This window comes from Streptomyces sp. NPDC093065, assembly GCF_044754585.1.
Lineage (GTDB): Bacteria > Actinomycetota > Actinomycetes > Streptomycetales > Streptomycetaceae > Streptomyces.
On record NZ_JBIVPJ010000041.1, the window covers coordinates 1 to 19,782 of the forward strand.

At 71.6% G+C, this 19,782-nt stretch carries 18 protein-coding genes, 1 tRNA gene and 1 riboswitch; of the genes, 9 read left to right on the forward strand and 10 right to left on the reverse strand.

What is annotated here, in order from left to right:
• The first annotated feature begins 313 nt into the window (after positions 1-313).
• Together ACIQFU_RS37495 and ACIQFU_RS37500 are read left to right on the forward strand one after the other, a co-directional pair.
• Positions 314-703, forward strand: a complete 390-nt coding sequence (locus ACIQFU_RS37495) for a hypothetical protein (RefSeq protein WP_402557773.1) — start codon at positions 314-316, stop codon at positions 701-703.
• Between the two features lie 6 nt (positions 704-709).
• Positions 710-1,108, forward strand: coding sequence for a hypothetical protein (locus tag ACIQFU_RS37500; protein ID WP_402557775.1), 399 nt, complete (start codon positions 710-712; stop codon positions 1,106-1,108).
• Here ACIQFU_RS37500 and ACIQFU_RS37505 read toward each other — a convergent pair.
• The 6 genes from ACIQFU_RS37505 to ACIQFU_RS37530 all read right to left on the reverse strand — a co-directional run bounded on the left by ACIQFU_RS37505 (position 1,089) and on the right by ACIQFU_RS37530 (position 7,586).
• Positions 1,089-2,048 (reverse strand): MerR family transcriptional regulator, encoded by a 960-nt coding sequence (locus ACIQFU_RS37505; RefSeq protein ID WP_402557776.1) that lies wholly within the window; start codon positions 2,046-2,048, stop codon positions 1,089-1,091. The genes ACIQFU_RS37500 and ACIQFU_RS37505 overlap by 20 nt on opposite strands.
• Before the next feature lie 71 nt (positions 2,049-2,119).
• Positions 2,120-3,385 (reverse strand): M20 family metallopeptidase, encoded by a 1,266-nt coding sequence (locus tag ACIQFU_RS37510; protein ID WP_402557777.1) that lies wholly within the window; start codon positions 3,383-3,385, stop codon positions 2,120-2,122.
• Between the two features lie 24 nt (positions 3,386-3,409).
• A complete protein-coding gene (locus tag ACIQFU_RS37515; RefSeq protein ID WP_402557779.1) occupies positions 3,410-4,066 on the reverse strand; it encodes a trimeric intracellular cation channel family protein in 657 nt (218 codons plus the stop codon).
• A 617-nt stretch (positions 4,067-4,683) separates the two neighbouring features.
• Entirely contained in the window at positions 4,684-5,271 is a 588-nt protein-coding gene (locus ACIQFU_RS37520) for a hypothetical protein (protein ID WP_402557780.1), read from the reverse strand.
• A complete protein-coding gene (locus ACIQFU_RS37525; RefSeq protein ID WP_402557781.1) occupies positions 5,268-7,115 on the reverse strand; it encodes an alpha/beta hydrolase in 1,848 nt (615 codons plus the stop codon). The genes ACIQFU_RS37520 and ACIQFU_RS37525 overlap by 4 nt, the downstream gene beginning before the upstream one ends.
• 6 nt (positions 7,116-7,121) lie before the next feature.
• Positions 7,122-7,586, reverse strand: a complete 465-nt coding sequence (locus tag ACIQFU_RS37530; protein ID WP_402557782.1) for a hypothetical protein — start codon at positions 7,584-7,586, stop codon at positions 7,122-7,124.
• A gap of 675 nt (positions 7,587-8,261) precedes the next feature.
• On the opposite strand from ACIQFU_RS37530, the gene ACIQFU_RS37535 reads away from it, so the two are divergent.
• The 6 genes from ACIQFU_RS37535 (at position 8,262) to ACIQFU_RS37560 (ending at position 14,159) form a co-directional block, all read left to right on the forward strand.
• A complete protein-coding gene (locus tag ACIQFU_RS37535; RefSeq protein WP_402557784.1) occupies positions 8,262-8,873 on the forward strand; it encodes a hypothetical protein in 612 nt (203 codons plus the stop codon).
• 48 nt (positions 8,874-8,921) lie between these two features.
• Positions 8,922-10,052: a dihydrofolate reductase family protein gene (locus ACIQFU_RS37540; RefSeq protein WP_402557786.1), complete on the forward strand. Its 1,131-nt coding sequence runs from the start codon at positions 8,922-8,924 to the stop codon at positions 10,050-10,052.
• Between the two features lie 67 nt (positions 10,053-10,119).
• Positions 10,120-10,193: transfer RNA gene (locus ACIQFU_RS37545), tRNA-Met, on the forward strand.
• Positions 10,194-10,391: 198 nt separating this feature from the next.
• On the forward strand, positions 10,392-11,618 hold the full coding sequence (locus ACIQFU_RS37550; RefSeq protein ID WP_402557787.1) for a PP2C family protein-serine/threonine phosphatase: 1,227 nt from the start codon (positions 10,392-10,394) through the stop codon (positions 11,616-11,618).
• A gap of 224 nt (positions 11,619-11,842) precedes the next feature.
• A riboswitch (cyclic di-AMP (ydaO/yuaA leader) is annotated at positions 11,843-11,999 on the forward strand.
• A gap of 11 nt (positions 12,000-12,010) precedes the next feature.
• On the forward strand, positions 12,011-13,054 hold the full coding sequence (locus tag ACIQFU_RS37555) for a M23 family metallopeptidase (protein ID WP_402557788.1): 1,044 nt from the start codon (positions 12,011-12,013) through the stop codon (positions 13,052-13,054).
• Between the two features lie 160 nt (positions 13,055-13,214).
• Entirely contained in the window at positions 13,215-14,159 is a 945-nt protein-coding gene (locus ACIQFU_RS37560) for an aldo/keto reductase (RefSeq protein WP_402557790.1), read from the forward strand.
• Positions 14,160-14,180: 21 nt separating this feature from the next.
• On the opposite strand, the gene ACIQFU_RS37565 is transcribed toward ACIQFU_RS37560, so the two are convergent.
• Complete coding sequence (locus ACIQFU_RS37565; protein ID WP_402557791.1) at positions 14,181-15,635, reverse strand: PrsW family intramembrane metalloprotease; 1,455 nt, start codon at positions 15,633-15,635, stop codon at positions 14,181-14,183.
• Positions 15,636-15,645: 10 nt separating this feature from the next.
• Entirely contained in the window at positions 15,646-16,482 is an 837-nt protein-coding gene (gene trmB / locus ACIQFU_RS37570; protein ID WP_402557793.1) for a tRNA (guanosine(46)-N7)-methyltransferase TrmB, read from the reverse strand.
• 112 nt (positions 16,483-16,594) lie between these two features.
• Here trmB and ACIQFU_RS37575 point away from each other — a divergent pair, with 112 nt between their 5' ends.
• A complete protein-coding gene (locus tag ACIQFU_RS37575; protein WP_402557795.1) occupies positions 16,595-17,005 on the forward strand; it encodes a Dabb family protein in 411 nt (136 codons plus the stop codon).
• Here the strand turns inward: ACIQFU_RS37575 and lhgO are convergent.
• Both lhgO and ACIQFU_RS37585 read right to left on the reverse strand, forming a co-directional pair.
• Positions 17,002-18,249, reverse strand: a complete 1,248-nt coding sequence (gene lhgO / locus ACIQFU_RS37580) for an L-2-hydroxyglutarate oxidase (RefSeq protein ID WP_402557796.1) — start codon at positions 18,247-18,249, stop codon at positions 17,002-17,004. The genes ACIQFU_RS37575 and lhgO overlap by 4 nt on opposite strands.
• Positions 18,250-18,356: 107 nt before the next feature.
• The gene (locus tag ACIQFU_RS37585; RefSeq protein ID WP_402557798.1) at positions 18,357-19,778 is read right to left on the reverse strand and encodes an MFS transporter; all 1,422 of its coding nucleotides are present in this window, start codon (positions 19,776-19,778) and stop codon (positions 18,357-18,359) included.
• Positions 19,779-19,782: the final 4 nt, after the last annotated feature.

Consider the following 19,782-nt stretch of genomic DNA (forward strand, 5'->3'; position numbering starts at 1 on the left):
GCGATCTCCCACAGCCCGTCCGGAACAATCCAACTCCACGTACCCCGCCCCATGCCGAGTCCAACGACGCCTCTCCACGTAGGACACGGTCTAAGGAGCTGCCCGGAGGGTGGTTCCCCGGGCCGGACTCGGACCACACCGTGCTCGTTCCCCCCCCCGCAGCGCCCGCGTCGACGGCCGCGAGGTGAGGGAGCCGTACGCGTACCGGCTCGCCGAGCAGGTGGGGCTCGCGGTCGTCGGGCCCGGCGCAGCGGGGCAGCGGGGGTGAAGCGGGCCCGCCGGGCAGTCGGCGCCTGCGGGTAGAGTCCCCGGAATGAGCACAACTCCGCCCGACACAGGCCGGGTTGACCTCCGTCCCCGCCGGATCACCCCGCGCCGCCTCGGTGCCGCCGCCGTGGTCTACGGCGTGTTCGTCGCGGGCTGGTACCTGGGGCAGCCCGTGGCCACCGAGTGCCGTCCCGACCGGGCCGCCCTCGACCGGCTCGCCGAACAGTACGGGCACGTACCGGTCTCCACGCCCACGCCCACGCCCGCACCCGTGTCCGGTCCCACCCGGGAACCGTCGTTGGTCGGGCAGGACGGCTCGTTCAAGGAGACCCGTACCGTCCGCACCCTGACGGTCACCTCCTACGCCGTACTCTGCGACGACGACACGGGCGAACACCCGCGCCTCCGGGCCTGGTTCGACGGCGACCGGGGGTAGCGCGGGATGCCCGCCCGGACGGCCGCGCGCCGCCTCGGCGTCGTCACGACTCTGTACGCCGTGTTCCTGGCCGGGTGGTGGCTGGGCCAGCCCGTGCGCTCCGACGGCTGCGTCGAGGACCGGCTCACCGCCGGGGCCGACGGCCGTCCCACACCGGTGGAACCGGCCGACCCCGGACGGTACTTCGACAACCTCGGCCTCGACCTCGGCGTACTGGACTTCGGCCTGCTCGACTGGGCCGACGACATGGACGGTTACCGCGACGGCGAGTACGGCCCCAGCGACTACGGGTACGCCGTGCCGGGCGGCCCCGGGACGTACGCCGCGTCCGGTGCCGTCGACGCCCCCTGCTCCTACAAGAAGCGCGCCCGCCTGCTCGCGTGGGTCAACGGCGACTGGGGCTGACCCGGCCGGGCCGGCGAAGTGCCCGGACCATCCAGGGCTGGAAGGGCAGGTGTCCGGGGACCACCTGCCAGTCGTTGACCGTCCACACCAGACGCCAGTACCGCTCGACGAGCGGGTCGTGCCCCGCCTCGAACCGCCCCGCCATCCACTCCCGCAGCTCCGGGCCGTCGGGCCGGCCGAGTACGGTCGCGAAGCGCCCTGCGACGGCGTCCACCACCGGGACGGCGCGGGCGTCCTCCGGATCGACGCCCGCCGCCCTCGCCTCGGCGACGGCCCCCCTGACGAACGGGACGAGCTCGGCCGCCTGCCCGGGGGCCACGCCCGGCAGGGCGTCCTCGTCGGCGGGCGGGAACGCCGCGTCCACCACGCGGGCGCGGAAGTCGTCGTCGGCGATGAGTTCGGCCAGCTCCACCCAGGCGGCGAGCTGGGCGTCGGAGGGCTCGTCGGGGAGCTCGGGCAGGGCCGTGCGCACGACGGCGGCGGCGCTGCGGGCCCGCTGCGTGCCGGCGCCGAGGCCGGTGACGAAGTCGGCCACCATGCGCCGTCGTTCGTCGGCGGTGAGGCGGGTGAGCCGGTGCATGAGAACGGTCTCCTCGGGGCTGGGGCCGCGCCGGGCGACGAGCCGCAGCAGGCCGTGCCGCAGTCGCAGTGCGCGGATCTGGAGGGCGGTGGCGTCGGCGTGCGCGGCGGCGACCTCGGCGACGGAGAGGTCGCCGTCCAGGACGCGGCGGATGGTGGCCAGACCGACGTCCAGCTCCCGCAGGACGCCGATGAGCCGGAGCCGGCCGAGGGCCGCGTCGCCGTAACGGCGGTAGCCGGCCGGCGTGCGGTCCGCGGGCGGCAGCAGCCCGGTGTCCGAGTAGAACCGGACCGTCCGTATGGGCACTCCGGTACGGGCCGACAGTTCACCGATCGAGTACAGGGGCGTCGCGCCGTTCATGGGGCCCACTCTCCGGTCTCCAGCCACTGGAGAGTCAAGGCGTCCGGGGCGTCCGGGGCTCCCGCGGGTTCCTACCCGGCCCGGTCGCCGAGCCAGGCCAGCGCGGCCACCGTCAGCGCGCTCACGCCGGTGTCCAGGGTCGGCTGGACCACGGGGGCGAAGCCGGCGCTGTGGTTGACCGGGATGTCCTGGGCGACGGTCCCGCCGCGGACGGCCTCGGCGTAGCGCTCCGGATCGATGCCGCCGATCGCCCAGTAGGTGAACGGCGCCCCGAAGGCCTGCGGGATCTCGCTCATGTCCTCGCTGGCGGTCTGCAGGCCGACGGTGTGGGCGTCGTCGCCGAAGTACGCGGCGAACGCGTCCGCGACACGCCGGGTCGGCTCCTCGTCGTTGACGGTGGGCGGGAAGGACGAGAGCCGCTCGAACTCGGGCTCCTCGGGGGAGCCGGACGCCTCGCACTCGGCCCGGACGATGCGCTCGATCGCGTCCAGGACCCGGGTGCGGGTGGCGTCGTCGTAGGTGCGGACGTTGATCTCCAGGACGGCCCGGTCGGGGATGACGTTGGGACCGCTGCCCGCGTGGACGCTGCCCACGGTCACCACGGCCGGCGTGGTGGCGGCCAGCTCCCGCGAGACGATCGTCTGCAGGCGCAGGACGACGGAAGCGACGATGACGACAGGGTCGACCGACGCCTGGGGCGCCGAGCCGTGCGCGCCCCGCCCGTGCACGGTGACGCGGAGGCTGTCCGCGGCGGACAGGAAGGATCCCGCACGGGTGCCGACGTAACCGGCGGGGTACGGCAGGACGTGCTGGGCGAGGACGACGTCGGGGCGGGGCGACCTGCCGGTGAGGCCGTCCCGGACCATGGCGCCGGCGCCGGCGCCGTTCTCCTCGGAGGGCTGGAAGAGCGCCACGAAGGTCCCCCGCCAGGCGTCCCGGTGCTCGGCCATCAGCCGCGCGCACCCGGTCAGGCAGGTCACGTGCACGTCGTGGCCGCAGGCGTGCATCACCGGCCGTTCCCCGCCGTCCTCGTCGGTCACCGTCTCGGTGGAGGCGTACGGGAGGCCGGTCCGCTCCCGTACCGGGAGGGCGTCCATGTCGGCGCGGGCCATGACGACCGGCCCGTCCCCGTTGACGAGGACCCCGATCACGCCGGTGCCGCCGATGCCCTCGGTGACGTCGTATCCGCTCTGGCGCAGGGCGTCCGCCGCCTTCTTCGCCGTGCGGTGCTCCCGTATGCCGAGCTCGGGGTGCCGGTGCAGGTCCTGGTAGAGGTCCTCCAGGCTGGAACGGATGGAGTCGAGACCGGCGAGGACGGTCCGGGCGGTGTCACTCATCTCAGGTGCTCCATTGCATCGAGGCTACTTACGGCGCCGTGTTCCGCCACCGGACGGACGCGTCTCGGGCGGCTCCGGCGCGTTGAGGCCGAAGTGCAGGCCGAGCATGCGGATCAGGAAGCAGACCGCCGCCGCTCCGAGTGCGGCCGGGAGGCCGTCGAGCCCCGCCGCGTCGGTCGCGACGGTCACCGCCGCTCCCGCCAGTGCGGGGACGGCGTACAGCCCGGTGCGCAGCACCGTCGGGATCCGGCCGACGAGGATGTCGCGGATGGTCCCTCCGCCCACCGCGGTGATCACGCCCAGCAGCATGGCCGGTACGACGGCCAGCCCGGCGTCCAGCGCCTTGTTCGCGCCGATCACCGCGAAGGTGCTCAGCCCGACCGCGTCGAGCACGGTGATCGCCGGTTCCAGCCGGCGCAGGTGCCTGCTGACGGCGAAGGCGATCAGCCCGCCGGCCGCGGCGAGCGTGTAGTAGCGCCAGTCCAGGAACGTGGCGGGCGGCAGCGAGTCGATGAGCACGTCCCGGATGATCCCGCCGCCCAACGCGGTGATCATCCCGAGCACCACCACCCCGACCACGTCCAGCCGCGCGGCCCGCACCGCCGTCAGCGCCCCGTTCAGCCCGAACGCGAACGTGCCGGTCAGGTCCAGGGCGAGCAGCGGAGCGGGTTCGGTGCTCATGGGGCGCCGGGTACCACGAGGCCGGTTGGTGAACACCGCTCCCTCACCGTGCCCCGGCCGGCGCGCGAGGGCGACGAGCCCCAGCACGTGCGCTGGACGTGGACACCTCCACCCCGACCCGGCGCCGGCCCCGGGCGGGGCGGTCTCGGTGGCCCTGTGGTGCGCGGCCCCGGGCGACGTCCCCAATATCGCCGCGCAGCTCATCGGCACGCGGGAGCCGCGTCTGTGCGCGTCGCTGTCCGGGCCGCACAACGCGATGGCCACGGTGCGGCTCCGCTCGGACGAGGAGATCCAGCCGTACGAGACACGGCTGGCGGCCCGCTTCCCCGGCCTGGTCATCGCCGGATCTGCTGCCGGATGGGCATGGACCGCTGTACCGGGGCAACCATGGACGGGATCTTCGCTCACGACTTCCGGCCAACGACGGCGCGTCCACCCCTCACCCGGCTCTGCCAACGGCCTCCCCCGTCGGTTCGACGACGGCACCAGGCAGGAGAGGCTACGGGGCGGAAGTGAGCGACTCCCGGCTGGAGCGTATCGCTCAGAAACGTTCGATCTCCTGGCCGTCCGGGATCCTGAAAGAACCGGACACCACGTCCAGGATCATTTTCGCTGGGTCACTCCTCGCCATCTCGATCACTTTGAACACTTCCACCTGAGATGGGCGCTTCGCTCGACCAGAACGTCGACTTCACATTCGGGGAAGGCAACTCCTGATGCGAGTAATCCGGGCCGTTCGGGTTACTGCTCGGCTGGGAAACCTCGGACTTCTCCACACACGGGGTGGTCACGCTCAGATGCGCTTGGCCATTTGGTCCGATCAGGACCTCCAGCTGGAATCCATCCGGCGTCTTGAAGTGGGCAGCCAGTCCGTTCGGACTCGTCGCAACAAGGCTGTAGCCCTTACTCTTCCAGTGACGCTCCAGCACACCGAGGAAGCTGCCGCGCCGTTCAGCGGAAATGATAGTCATCACAGCGCGGTCGCGGTCCACGTAGCAATCACCCGGCATGGAGTATCGATGTGTCCATTGAACGGGAGGCTTAATGGCCGCAAAGGTTTCGTCCAGAATCCTGTCCGCCCGGTCTGCGGCATCTTGCAGATTCATCTTCGCTTGATCTTCCGAGTTCGAGGACGGAGAACCCGTCATGCCGCATCCAGCAAGTAGCAGTGCCAGCAGTGAAACCAGTGCCCGCGTTCCTCTCATCGAGGCGTCTCCCTTATGACGTATTCCGGATGCCCTGCGACAATGGCGGCAATATTTTGCGCGGAGACCTTGTCCTTGCCTTCCTCTGGAGTGAAATAGTTACTGTGAGCTTCAATGTTCAGCGTCGAATCCCATACTGCGGGGAAAGAGGGTTGTATTAATTCTGGACCGGGAAGAGTCTGAAATCTGTTGGCGCCAAATGTCTTGCTTGCCGGGTCTTTTCCGAACCAGATGTCGTCGTCGCCCTGGTCGGCAATCTCTCCAGCGATATACGCTCCGCCCGGCCCTCCTCCCAGGAATCCCGCTGCCCCGGCTATGGCCTCGTTCTTCGAAGGGAGCTTTGTGACGATGTCATTCTCTGCCGCACCCACCCAGACATGATTCTTCCCCACGCCCAGTTCTTCTGCTCTGTCAACACCCACACCAGGGCTTCCGACGAGAATTACATCGTCAGCGCCCGGAATTCCTCCCGCCTCCTGTGTCGCGGCTCCAACCAATCGAGAACCGTAGGAGTGCCCGATGGCGGTCACGTGCACGTCGTGGTCCTTGTTGGTTGCTGAAATACCGTCCATGAAGCTGTTGTAGGCAGGGGCGCCGCGCTCGGCGTCGGTCGTAGTCATCACGTCGAGCGATTGAGGGGCATCATACCCAAGCCATACGATCGCGGATGATGACGCATCGAATTTCTGGGCGCCCGCAGCCGTGTAGAAGGCGCGCTTCACCGTACCGTCGGCAAATTCGGAGTCGAGCTTCGTGCCCAATCCGGGCACATATGCTGCTACGTTATTTGAGGTGTCAGGATTCCCGTAGGCTACGATGGCTCTACCATTCCCCTCAAGTCCAACCCCGAGAAGGAGCATTGGCGGCACGCTGGGATCCCCAAGCTTCTCCTGAATCTTCTCCAGGCCGCCCAACTTGGCCTGGGACGCCTCATCGTGTTTACCCTCGAGTGACGCGATGAGCAGGGGGAGATTCTCACGGTTTGCTTCGTCGCGCACCAGGGCGGGGATGCCGTCAAGGTTTCCGATGACCTCAGGGAAGGCGATCTTGTATTCTTCGCGCTGTTCGTCGGTGAGGCTGTCCCACCACTCTTTTCGTTCCGCGGGGGACTTGTCCAACGGAACGGTGTCTCGAAGGTATTCACGCGCGGCCTCGCTGACAACACCGACGTCGGACGCCACATCCGCCCATGTCTTCGCGCTGACGCTCAGCCCTGGCGCAGCCTTGAGTTTGCCCAGGGCCTCGCTGTACCGCGCGTCGATCTCCGTGGCTTCGCGCAGGGCGTGGGCGATGCGGTCGGCGATGTCCTGGGCCTTGGCGTGGTGCGGGTTGCCGTGATGGACGTCGATGCCGCTGGTTGCCGAGTCCGGCGAGTACAGCCCGGTGGGGCCGGGGCCGTACAGGGCCCTGTTGCCCGGACTCAGCATGCCGTTGTTGCCGACGGCCGTGCCGCCGGGAACCTCGCCTCCGGTCGCCTTGTTCTCGCCCCCGGCAGGAAAGGTGACGTCTCCAGCCGGGCTGACCGGGTATCCCAGAGCCGCCGCATCGTCCAGCGCTTCGATCAGGCGGCGCCGAGGTGAGGCGATCTCGGTGGAGAAGCCGTTGAGCGACCCGCTGACCAGGCCGCACTCGACCTGGGTGTAGTAAAAATTCTCCGCGAGCTTCTTCAGTTGCTTCTGCGCCGCGTCAGCGGCCTTTCCCTCATTGGCCGCGTCCATGGCCTTGGTGATCTGCTTGCCGATGCGCTCCCCGGCCGCGTCGGCCGCATCGCTCACCATGCGGTATCCGTCTGCGGCTTCCGCGTACTCGGCCGGCTTGAGATCCTTGAGGGCCGCGAGGTCCATACCGGATCACCTACCGCTGCCGTGGGAAGCAGACCCGTCCTTGGCACTGACATTCAGCGCGGCAATCTCAGCTCTGATCGCCTCGTCGGTCCGCAGCTGGTCGTTCCCCGTCTTCTCCAGCACGTCGGCAAGCCCGTCGCACCACGCGTCGATGTCCTTCACCCGACGCGCCCAAGAGTCGAACACATCCAGCTGCGCCGTGGCGGTCAGAAACGCGCCCTTCTCGTCGAGCCCGGTCTGGGCGTCCTCCAGCTTCGTCAACGCCTTGCCCATGCCGGCCCGCAGTTCCCCGAGTCCTTCCCCGGACTTGGACCACGCGGCCTTGTCCGATCTCAACCTGCCGGACGGAGGCCCATACGTAGGACTCGCGCTCGTGCCACTCTGATCGGCCGGCAGCTGATTGAGCTGCATGTGCGCGGACTGCCGCTCAGCCGCTGCAGCCTTGAGCTGCTCCCACTCCTCCCACGCCATGCGTGGCCCCTCCCGTGTTCTGTGCCGGCAAGCGGGACGGATGGTCAACCGCCGACCGCGGTGATCGATACAGAAAGTAGCGACCCGCCACCGTCCGCAGCATCGGTATCGGCCACCATGAGGGCTGAGTAGTCGTACTCAGACCAGATCCGGCCACCGCTCGGACCAGCGGCACGTCCGACCCCGGCGGAAGGAAGAAGGCCCTGCTCCGCAGACGTGGTCCTCAGAAAGCCGGAAAGGCCGACTCGTCGTCGTGCGACGGATCCGTGAGCACGGGCCGGGCGTGCTCTTCGACGCCACCTGCCCTCGAACGGATGCACGGCATTGCCGTCCCCGCCTCGATCGTGGTCCCGGAGATGAAGTTCCCGGAACAGGTCGCCGTCGACCCCTCGGCCGTGGCGCACCGACCCCCGCAGGCACCGGGCCGGGGCGGCGAAACGAGCGTCTTCGAGCTCGACGGCGTGCCGGAGGTCCGGACGGAGCGGACGGTCGCCGCCGACGCCCCAGGCGGCGGGAAACTCGGCTCGCGCCGCGTCGACTACGTCGTCCCGGTCCCCGAGGACCACGGCCGCCGGCTCGGCATCGTCTCCTGCCGTTCTCCGGGGCCGGACTGGCAGGATGGGTGGGCACACCGTGTCCGCACGGCGGGTCGGTCGGGATGGAGAGTGTTCACCGGTGTTCGCCGGACGCAACAGGCTGGTCACCCGCGTCGACTGGTACCGCAGGCGCTGCTTCGCGGAACCGGCCGGCGAGGGCGGGCGCGCACCCCGGAGCGGGTTCGCGAGCGTCCGGGGCCGCTCCTTCCGCCTCGCCCGTGCCGCCCGCGACGTCCTGCTGGGCGGGGACCCTCCGGTCCGGCTGACGCCCCGCGCGGCCACCGGTCTCGCCGTGGCCCGCGAAGGACACCCGCACACCGTCCACCACGGCCGAACCCTAGTCGCCCGGCACACCGACGGAGTCGTCCGCCGGTGGACCCGGGCCGGGCCGGCGTCACCCTCGCCGCGTCCCCTGTCGGCCGTCGTCGTGCCGCATCGGTGGGCCAAGGGTCAGTGGATCCCGCTTCGGGAGCACGTCGTCCCCGCAAGCCGGCGCGCTGCCGTCGCGCAAGTCCCCTCGGGGCTGTGCCTGCCCGAGGTGGACGAGCGGACCGTGCGCCGCCGGAAGTTCGCGCAGGCGTCGCCGGCCGGGCTCGCGGTGGCGACGCTCGCCGCACGTACCGCGGACCTGCCCCATGCCGGCGAGGTCCTGGCGGAGCCGGTGCGGTTCGTCCGTCTCTGGGGCACGTAGCCCCGGTCGTCCCTCAGCCCGTCCGTTCGCCCTACCGGAGTGCCGCCCATGCCCCTCCCCCACGTCCTCCTCTCCGCCGCCGTCTCCCTCGACGGCTACCTGGACGACACCGGTCCCGACCGGCTCCTGCTGTCCGGCCCCGCCGACTTCGACCGGGTCGACGAGGTACGGGCCTCGGTCGACGCGATCCTGGTCGGGGCCGGGACGATCCGGGCGGACAATCCGCGGCTGCTGGTGAACTCGGCCGAGCGGCGGGCGGCGCGGGTTGCGGCCGGGGAGGCGGAGTATCCGCTCAAGGTCACCGTCAGCGGCAGCGGTGAGCTGGACCCGGCGGCGCGGTTCTGGCACACGGGCGGGGAGAAGGTGCTGCTGACCACGGACGACGGTGCCCGGCGGGCCCGCGGGCTCGGGAGCGGCGCCGATGTGGTGTCCCTGGGGCCGGTGCTCGACTGGCGCGCGGCGCTGGAGTTCCTGCACGACCGTCGGGGTGTGCGGCGGCTCATGGTGGAAGGGGGCGGGACCGTCCACACCCAGCTGCTCCAGCAGGAACTCGCCGACGAACTGCAGCTCGTCCTCGCGCCGCTGTTCGTGGGCGACCCGGCCGCGCCCCGGCTGTTCGGGCCCGGCGCCTACCAGGGCGGGCGGCTCGCGCTGGTCGAAACGCGGCGGATCGAGGACGTCGTGCTGATGCGGTACCGGCCCACCGCACCCGGGACCGGCGACCAGGTCGCCGCCGCCGACCGGCACTGGCTGCGCCTCGCCTGTGAGCTGGCCGGACTGTGCCCGCCGTCGGAGAGCGCGTTCAGCGTGGGGGCCGTCGTGGTCGCCGCCGACGGGAGCGAGCTGGCGCGGGGGTATTCGCGGGAGGGTGGCGACCCCGTCGTGCACGCGGAGGAGGCCGCGCTCGCCAAGCTCGGTCCCCTGGAGCCGCGGCTTGCGGGCGCCACCGTGTACAGCAGTCTCGAACCCTGTGCCCGCCGGGCCTCCCGGCCCGCACCCTGCGCCCGGCTGATCCTCGACGCCGGGGTGCGTCGCGTCGTCACGGCCTGGCGGGAGCCGGACACCTTCGTGGCGGGGGCGGACGGGAGCGGGGTGCTCGCCGCGGGGGGCGCCGCCGTCGTCGTGCTGCCCGAATTCGCGGAGCCGGCCAAGGCGCCGAACCGCCATCTGGAGGGGTAGGGGACCGGCGGGGAGATACCGATGTGCATTCCGGCCCCCGGATGACGTACAGTAGTGAACACAACGGCGCGGGGTGGAGCAGCTCGGTAGCTCGCTGGGCTCATAACCCAGAGGTCGCAGGTTCAAATCCTGTCCCCGCTACTGAAGGCCGAGGGCCGGAATCCGAAAGGGTTCCGGCCCTCGGTGTTTTGTCGTCTCCCCTCCCGCACCCCGCCCCTCCCGCATCCCGCGATTCATCCGGTCGGCCCCGCACCGCTCGCCGCCCGCCCCCGCTCCCGCGAACCTGGAGTCCTGGACGGCAAGCGGCGCGCGGACGTGCGGGGTGGCGAGGGACGAGTGGTGCGGCCAGGTGACGTGGACGACGAGGGAGCGGCCCTCAGAGCCGGTGGCCGGCTCCCCGGCGACCCCGTGCCCGACCCGGGCCTCGGAGACGAAGAGCCTCCCGACGGGCCACGGTCCCCCCGGCGGACCGGGTACGGACGGGCCTTCGTGCACGCGCTCCCCGTGCTGCTGATCGCCGTGGCCATCCTGTACGACATCCTCACCCCGAGGTACTTCACCGCCGGACCCCTCTACACGGCCGCGCCCCTGGTCGCCGCCCCGATCTACTCGCGGCGCGGCACGGCGCTCACCGGCGTCGCCGTGGTGGTCTCGGTCATCGGGCTGCAGATCGGCAAGGGCGTCATCCACTACGTCGACTCCCTCACCGAGCTGATCACCATCGCGACGGTCGCCGTGCTCGCCGTCCTCGTGAACGGCCTCGTGCGCCGCACCGGCGAGCGCCTCGTCTCCGTCCGCGAGATCGCCGAGGCCGCCCAGCGTGCCGTACTGCCCGCACCCGCCGAGCGCATCGCCGGCTTCGAGATCGCCGTCTGCTACGAGGCCGCGCAGGCCGACGCCTTCATCGGCGGCGACCTCTACGCCGTGCAGGACAGCGCCCGCGGCGTCCGGCTCATCGTCGGCGACGTGCGCGGCAAGGGCATGGGTGCGGTCGCCGCCGTCGCCGTGGTGATCGGCGCCTTCCGGGAGGCCGCCGAGCAGGAGGCGACGCTGGAGGCGGTGGCGCAGCGCCTTGAGCGGGCGCTGGCGCGCGAGGGCACCCGGCGGGACGGACTCGACGCCTTCGAGGGCTTCACCACCGCCGTCCTCGCCGAACTCCCGCACGGCGACGGGACCGTACGCATCGTCAACCGCGGCCATCCGCCGCCCCTGCTGCTGTACGCAGACGGCACCCTGGACACGCTGCCCGCCCGCGAGTCGGCGCTGCCGCTCGGCATGGGCGATCTGGGCGTGTGGCCCGACCGGGCGGAGGAGGCCCACTTCCCCGGCGGGGCCACACTGCTGCTCTACACCGACGGACTGACCGAAGCCCGGGACGCCAAGGGCGAGTTCTACGATCCGCAGACGCGGCTGACCGGCCGGGTCTTCCGGCATCCGGCGACCCTGCTCGACACCCTCGCCGAGGACGTGCGCCGGCACTCCGGAGGGGGCATGGCCGACGACATGGCCCTGCTCGCCGTACGGCGGCCCCGACGCGGCAACCATGATCATTGTCACGAGCCGTGACAGTACGACCCCCCTCCGCATAACAACTGATGCACCGTCAGAAGAAAGTGGCGTGAAGGGGAATACTCGGGGCGGGTCAACTCGTCCGGTTTTCACCGGTCATGAGGGGTGCGTCCCGGCCGTTTCCGTTAATGATCAAGAGGAACGGCTTGGAATCGGAGCCTCGCGTCTATTAACGTTCGATAACGCAGCGCGGTCGTCCCAGCCGTCACAGAAGGCGGCTCCGTGCGCACGCGCCGAATCCCGCAAGGGAACCGGGGAACCACCACATTGGGGTGAATCGGGCGTATGGCGCCGTGGAAACACGGTCGGCACGCACCCGTAGGAGACCTTCCTGCTCCGAACCCGTCAGCTAACCCGGTAGGCGGAAGGAAGGAAAGGAGTACGCCCACGTGGCGTCCAACCGGCCTGCCCCCGAGGCCCCGTTCGTGCCCACCGGGCACGGCACCGACACCTTCGGCTACGACGTCCCCCGCGCCGAAGAGGGCCCCTGGGAGGAGTGGAACCCCACCGCGGAGTCCATCCGTCCCGTGCGCGGCCGGCACCGCGTCGCCAAGCAGCGCGGCGGACTCGCCCGCAGCTCCACCGTCCTCGGCGTCGGTGTCATAGCCGCCGTCGGCGCGGGCGGCATGGCCAGCGCGCAGACCGGCAAGCCGCCGGTGTCCATCTCCATGCCGGACCTGCCGAACGTGGGCTCGCTCATGCCCGGCGGCGACGAGGAGTCGGAGCCCGAGGGTTCCGCCACCCCGCTCAGCGGCATCACCCAGGCCGTCGCCGCGGACACCGCGGAGGACGCGGGAGCCAGCGGCGCCGGTGAGTCGCTGCGGTCCCGGATCATGGCGCAGGCCGAGCAGCAGCAGGCCCAGGTCGAGACCAAGGCCGCCGCCGAGGCCCAGGCCGCCGCCGAGAAGAAGGCCGCGGAAGCCGCCGCGAAGGCGGAGAAGGAGGCCCAGGAGAAGGCCGCCGCCGCCAAGAAGAAGGCGGAGGAGGAGGCCGCGAAGAAGGCCGAGGCCGAGCGGCTCGCGAAGCTGGCCAAGCAGTACACGCTGCCGACCTCCTCGTACACGATCTCCTCGACCTTCAACCAGGCCGGTTCCCTCTGGGCCTCCGGCCACCACACCGGCCTCGACTTCGCCGCCCCCACGGGCACCCTGCTCAAGGCGGTGCACAGCGGCACGATCACGTCGGCCGGCTGGGACGGGTCGTACGGCTACAAGACCGTGCTCACCCTCGATGACGGCACCGAGCTCTGGTACGCGCACCAGTCGTCCATCAACGTCAGCGTCGGCCAGAAGGTCACCACCGGTGACGTCATCGGCCGCGTCGGCGCCACCGGCAACGTGACCGGCGCCCACCTCCACCTCGAGGTCCACACCACCGACGGCTCCGGCATCGACCCGATGGCCTGGCTGCAGAGCAAGGGCCTCACCCCCTGATCCGCCCCGCCCCCTGACGCGCCCCGCCGAACCCCGGCGGTCCTGACGGCAACCCCCCGACGTCAGGGCTGCCGGTTTGCGGTGGGTTTACGGTGGTTTTTGCTAGGTCTTTGCGCGCGCTGCGGAATGGCCCGCTCCAGTGCGGTCATTGACGCCCTGCATGACTTCTCTGCGCAAGCTCGGCTCCTCCGACCTCGAGGTCTTCCCTCTCGCCCTCGGCGGCAACGCCTTCGGCTGGACCGCCGATCAGGACACGTCCTTCGCCGTCCTCGACGCCTACACCGCGGCGGGCGGCAACTTCGTGGACACCGCCGACTCCTACTCCGCCTGGGTCGACGGCAACAGCGGCGGCGAGTCCGAGACCGTCCTCGGCCAGTGGCTCGCAGCCCGCGGCAACCGTGACGACGTCGTCCTCGCCACCAAGGTCAGCCAGCACCCCGACTACCCCGGCCTGTCCGCCGCGAACATCAAGGCCGCGGCCGACGCCTCGCTGCGCCGTCTGGGCACCGACCACATCGACCTCTACTACACCCACTTCGACAAGCCCGAGGTGCCGGTCGAGGAGATCATCGGCGCGCTGGACGAGCTGGTGAGGGCCGGGAAGGTGCGGCACATCGCCGCCTCCAACATCTCCGCCGAACGGCTCGCGGCGTCCCTGGAGTTCTCCGACCGCGAGGGCCTCGCCCGCTACGTCGCCGTCCAGCCGCACTACAACCTCGTCTCCCGCGACACCTACGAGGGCGGGCTGCGCGACCTCGCCGAGCAGGCCGGTCTCGCCGCCGTCCCGTACTACGCCCTCGCGTCCGGCTTCCTCACCGGCAAGTACCGGCCCGGCACGGACGTGGACAGCCCGCGGGCGGGCGGTGCGGCGAAGCACCTGGAGACCGAGCGCGGGCGCCGGGTCCTCGCCGCCCTGGACGAGATCGCCGAGGCCCACGGCGTTCCCGTCGCCACGGTCGCCCTCGCCTGGCTGGCCGGCCGGCCGACGGTGGCGGCGCCGATCGCCTCGGCGCGCACGGTGGAGCAGCTGCCGGCGCTGCTGGGAGTGGCCGAGCTGAAGCTGACGGAGGAGGAGGCCGGGAGGCTCACGCGGGCGTCCGCCTGAGCGGGGGCGCGGCGGACGACCCTACGGCCGGTACCGGCCGGGCGGCGTGTACGGCGCCTGCCGCGTGTGGGGCGCGTACTGCGGAAACGGCGAGTGCGGCGCCTGCGGTGGGCGTGCCGGGAGTGGCTGCGCTGCTCGCGGGGTGTGCGGTGCGTACGCGTGGTGCGGCGGGTTCGGTCCGTAGGGTCCGTACGGGGGGTGCGCCGTCGCGGGTCCGTACGCGCCGGGCGCCCCGTAGCCGTACGCCCACGGCGGTACCGGCCGCGGCACGGGCGCCGGGGGTGCCGTGGCCCGGGCCGCGTGCTCCAGCGCCGGGCGGGCCACACCCCGCAGGTGCCACAGGGCGTCCAGCAGTTGGTGCTCCCGTACGGTGAAGTCGGCGCCCGCCCTGCCCCGGCGCCCGCGCTGCCGCAGGAAGGCCACCGAGGTCGCACAGGCCTCGTACCGCGCCACCGCCCGCGCCCCTTCCTTCCCGGCGTGCCGGCGTGCGTACTGCCGGGCGAGGCGGCGGGCCCGCATCGAGCCGAGCGCGTACGGCTCCGCGGGCGTCAGCCACCCGGCGGCCACGTACGCGGGCAGCTCGGCGCGTACGGTGCCCAGTTCGCGCTGCCGGGTCCAGATCACCAGCCAGGTCAGCAGGCCGAACGACGGCACCATGAACGCCGCGTACACCGCGAAGAAGCCGTACTCGCCGAAGGCGGCCGAGCCGTTCCACAGGGCGTGCATGCCCATCGCGAGCAGCAGTCCGGCCGGCGGGAGCAGGGCCCGGCGCAGGCGGTGCCGGCCCGTGGAGAGCGCGGCGATGCCGAAGCCGATGCCGGTGAGCACGGTGAACAGCGGGTGCGCGAACGGCGACATCACGACGCGGACGAAGAAGGTCGCCGCGGTGACGGAGGCGATGCCGCGGTCACCGGTCAGCTGGTCGGTGCCGAAGGCGGTGCCGAGGTACAGGATGTTCTCGGTGAAGGCGAAGCCGGTGGCGGTGACCCCGGCGACGACCACGCCGTCGACGATGCCGGTGAAGTCCCGTCTGCGGAACAGGAAGACCAGCAGGACGGCGGCGGCCTTGGCGGACTCCTCGACGACCGGGGCTATGACCGTGGCGCCAAGGGTGTCCGCGCCGGCCGGGTCGGCGGTCGCGGTCGCTATCCACCGGGTGGCGAAGCTGTTGGCGACGATCGCTATCAGTGCCGCCGCACAGGCGCCCCAGGCGAAGCAGAACAGCAGGTTCCGCCAGGGGCCGGGATCTACCCGGTCCAGCCAGCGGAACGCCGCCACGAGCAGCGGCACGGGCAGTACGGCGAGGCCGAGTCCCACGAGGAAGCCCTGCGTGCCGGTCTGTTCGCGCACCAGGGCGAGGATCACCAGGCCGGAGAGCGCGAGCAGGGTGATCAGCGCTCCGTAACGGACCCAGGTGCGCTGCCACCAGTGCGTATGCCGGTGCACGTGGATCGGGTACGGGGGACAGGTGGCCACGGCATGGACCCTAACCGGTGGGGGGCAGCTCCTTGTGCTGTACGCGACGAAACAGCAGGTCGTTCACCACATGTCCCTTCTCCAGTCCCTGGCCCTCGAAACGGGTCAGCGGCCGGTGGCCGGGGCGCGGCGCGAATCCGCCGCCGGGCACGGTGTTCTCGAAGTCGGGGTGCGCGGTGAGCACTTCGAGCATCTGCTCGGCGTACGGCTCCCAGTCGGTGGCGCAGTGCACGACGGCCCCCGCGGCGAGCCGGGTAGCGGCCAGGGTCAGGAACTCCGGCTGGATCAGCCGGCGCTTGTGGTGGCGCTTCTTCGGCCACGGGTCGGGGAAGTAGACGCGCAGTCCGGCGAGGGAGCCGGGAGCGAGCATCTCGCGCAGCAGGATGATCGCGTCGCCGTTGCCCACCCGGATGTTGGACAGCTCCTCCCGCTCCGCGAGACCGAGCAGGTTGCCCTGGCCGGGGGTGTGGACGTCGACGGCGAGGATGTTGGTGTCCGGGTCGGCGGCGGCCATCCGGGCGGTGGCCTCTCCCATGCCGAAGCCGATCTCCAGGACGACGGGGCGGGCGTTGCCGAAGAGCTCGGCGAGGTCGATGCGGTGCTGTCCGTCGATGTCCAGTCCCCACAGGGGCCACAGCCGTTGCAGCGCGTCCGCCTGCCCGGCGGTCACCCGGCTGCGCCGGGGCTGGAAACTGCGGATCCGCCGCTCGAAGTGCGACCCGGCGGGATCGGCCTTCGGTCCGTCCGGGAAACGGGGCTCGCCCTTGGCGCGGACGTGCCGCAGGGAGGTCCCGGCCGTGGGCGAGGGAGCGGCTTCGGCTTCGGGGGCGTGGTGGGAGTCAGACACAATGCGTCGATTTTAGTGCGCGCGCGTCGTTGCGAGGGCCTGTCGAGATAGTTATGTGGTATAACTAATGCGACAGGCGGAAGCGCCTGCTCCGACTCGGAGGAGAGATGCCGTGATTCACCACCAGATCCGCCTCGCCATGCGCCCCGACGCACCCCGGGACCAGGTCGACGAGGCTCTCGGGATGCTCCGCAGGATGGGCCGTGAGATCGATGCCGTCGTGTACTGGTCGGTCGGCCGCGACGTGGGCGGCGACTTCGACTACGGCGCGATGTTCGCGGTCGAGGACATCGAGGGCTACCGGGCCTACATGCTCGCTCCGCTGCACCGGCAGGTCGACGAGATGGGGCTGCCGCTGGTGCGGCGCATGGTCTCGCACGATCTGACCGACGACGAGGACCCGGCCACGGGCGACCTCATCCGGCAGGTCCACGCCGAGCGCTTCGCCGGGGACCCGGCCCTCGTCGCCCTGATCGAGGGCCTCGGTTCGTACGAGGGCAGCAGCGCGCCCGGGCGGGACTAGCCGGCGGCGGTCAGCATGGCCAGTGCCCTGTGTCCCACCTCGCGGCCGATGGGGAGGGACGCGGTCGCCGCGGGCGACGGAGCGTTCAGGACGTGCACCGCGTGGGCGCCCTCCTTGATCAGGAAGTCGTCCACCAGCGTGCCGTCCGCCAGCACCGCCTGCGCCCGCACCCCGGCCGGCGCGGCGACCAGGTCGTCGTCCGTCACCGCCGGCAGCAGTCTGCGCACCGCCGTCGTGAAGGCACTCCTGGACAGGGACCGGCGCAGCTCGCCCGCCCCGTATCTCCAGTGCTGCCGGGCCATGTGCCACGATCCGGGCCAGGCCAGGGTGGCGCCCAGCTCGCGGGGGCGCACCACGCCCCAGCCGTACCCCTCGCGGGCCAGCGCCGGCACCGCGTTCGGCCCGACGTGCACGCCCCCGTCGATCCCGCGCGTCAGGTGCACCCCGAGGAACGGAAACGCCGGGTCCGGCACCGGATACACCAGTCCCCGCACCAGCTCGGGGCGCGCCAGCTCGTAGTACTCGCCCCGGAAGGGCACGATCCGCATGCCGGGGTCGTCCCCGGTCAGCCGGGCGATCGCGTCGCAGTGCAGTCCGCCGCAGTTGACCATGACCCGGGCGCGGAGCACGTCCCCGGCGCGGGTGCGGACGGCGACGCCGAGGCCGGGGCGCCGGTCGACGCGGTGCACCTCGGCGCCGTAGCGGATCTCCGCTCCCGACGCCTGGGCGAGCCGGCGGGCCACGGCGCCGTAGTCGCAGATGCCGGTGGTGCCGACGTGTATGGCGGCCAGGCCGCGCACCTCGGGCTCGTACTCCTGGATCTGGGAGCCGCCCAGCTCGCGCACCGGTATGCCGTTCTCCCGGCCGCGCTGTACGAGGGCGTGCAGGCGGGGCAGCTCGGCGCGGTCGGTGGCGACGATCAGCTTGCCGGTGACGGCGTGGGGGATGCCGTACTCGGAGCAGAACTTCACCATCTCGGCGGCGCCCCGGACCGCGTAGCGCGCCTTCAGCGAGCCGGGGCGGTAGTAGACACCGCTGTGGACGACCCCGCTGTTGCGGCCGGTCTGGTGGCGGGCGGGGCCCGGCTCCTTCTCCAGGACCGTGACCCGGGTGCCCGGTGCGGCGCGCGTGATCGCGTACGCCGTCGACAGGCCGACGATGCCGCCGCCGACCACCAGCACGTCGCAGTCGTACGCGGTGCCCCGAACGCTTCCGGTCCGCACGCGATCTCTCTCCCGGTCCATTTCCCGGTCCATCCTCCGGCCCACCTCCCGGCTTCGATACTGCACTGCGCCACTGACAACGCCCTCAAACCCGGAAAACGGCGGAAGGGGCGTGTGCCGTGGGCCGGTCAGGCCGGGGTCATCAGCAGGGGACGGGCGCGCTCGCGCAGCTCCACCACGCGCGGCTCGTCGCCGTAGGGCTCCAGGCGGTGCAGGAGGTCCTTCACGTACTCGGTGGTGCGGGCCGAGGAGATGCGGCCGGCCACCTCGACCGCCCGCACGCCCTGCTCGCAGGCCGCGTCCAGATTGCCCGACTCCAGTTCGGCCACCGCGGATACGACGAGTCTGAGGCCGTGCGAGCGTACGAACTCCTCCGTCGGTTTCGACAGTGCCTGCTCGGTGAAACGGCGGACCTGGCGTGGTGCCTTCAGGTCGCGGTAGCACTCGGCCGCGTCGGCGGCGAACCGGTCGTAGGAGTAGAAACCCAGCCACGACGGGTCGCTGTCGCCGGGGCGGGCGCGCTCCAGCCAGCTCTCGGCGGCCTTCAGGGCGGCGCCGGCCGCCACCGCGTCGTTCGCGCGCGCGTGGGCACGGGCCTCGACCAGGCGGAAGAAGCTCATGGTGCGGGCCGTGGCCAGGCCCCGGTTGCGCTCCAGGGCGGCCTGGGCGAGGTCCACGCCCTCGTCGCCGAAGCCGCGGTAGGTGGCCTGCAGGGACATCGAGGCGAGGACGTAGCCGCCGAGCGGCACGTCGGCCGCGGCGCGGGCCAGGCGCAGGGCCTGGATGTAGTACCGCTGGGCGGCCTCCTGCTGGCCGGTGTCGAAGGCCATCCAGCCGGCCAGGCGGGTCAGCTCGGCCGACGCGCCGAACAGGGCGCGGCCGACCTCGTCGGAGTAGGAGCCGAGGAGGAGCGGTGCCGCCTCGACGCGTAAGCACTCGGGGACCATCGACGAACGCCAGTCGCCGCCGCCGTACTTGGAGTCCCAGCGGCGGGCGTCCTCGGCGGCCTCGCGGAGCTTCTGCACATCACTGTGGCCGACTTTGAGCGGTGCGCCGGAGCCCTCGGCGGGGCTCACCTCGCGCGCCACCGAGCTGTCGGCCGGGGTTATCAGCCATCGCGAGGCGGGCGTTGCATATGCGGTCACCGCGAACGAACCGGCGAGCGACTGCCAGATGCCGCCGCCGGCCCGGCGGCCGGCGAGGTCGAGACGGTACAGCTCCGTGGCGGACCTGACGGCCTGTCCGACGTCCCTCGGGAAGGCGAGGCCCACTTCGGGGGCGGGGTCCGCGTCCGCCAGGCCGATCTCGTGGAGCGGAACCGGGCGGCCGAGCTTCTGGCCGATGGCCGAGGCGATGAGGTGCGGCGCCGCACCCTGCGGCACCATGCCCTTCGACACCCAGCGCGCCACGGACGTCTTGTCGTAGCGGAGGGTCAGCCCGCGTTGGGCGCCCAGGTCGTTGACACGCCGGGCAAGGCCCGCGTTGCTGATTCCCGCGAGGGCGAGAACGGCGCCGAGCTTTTCGTTCGGCCCGCGTTGCTCCCTGGACATGCGT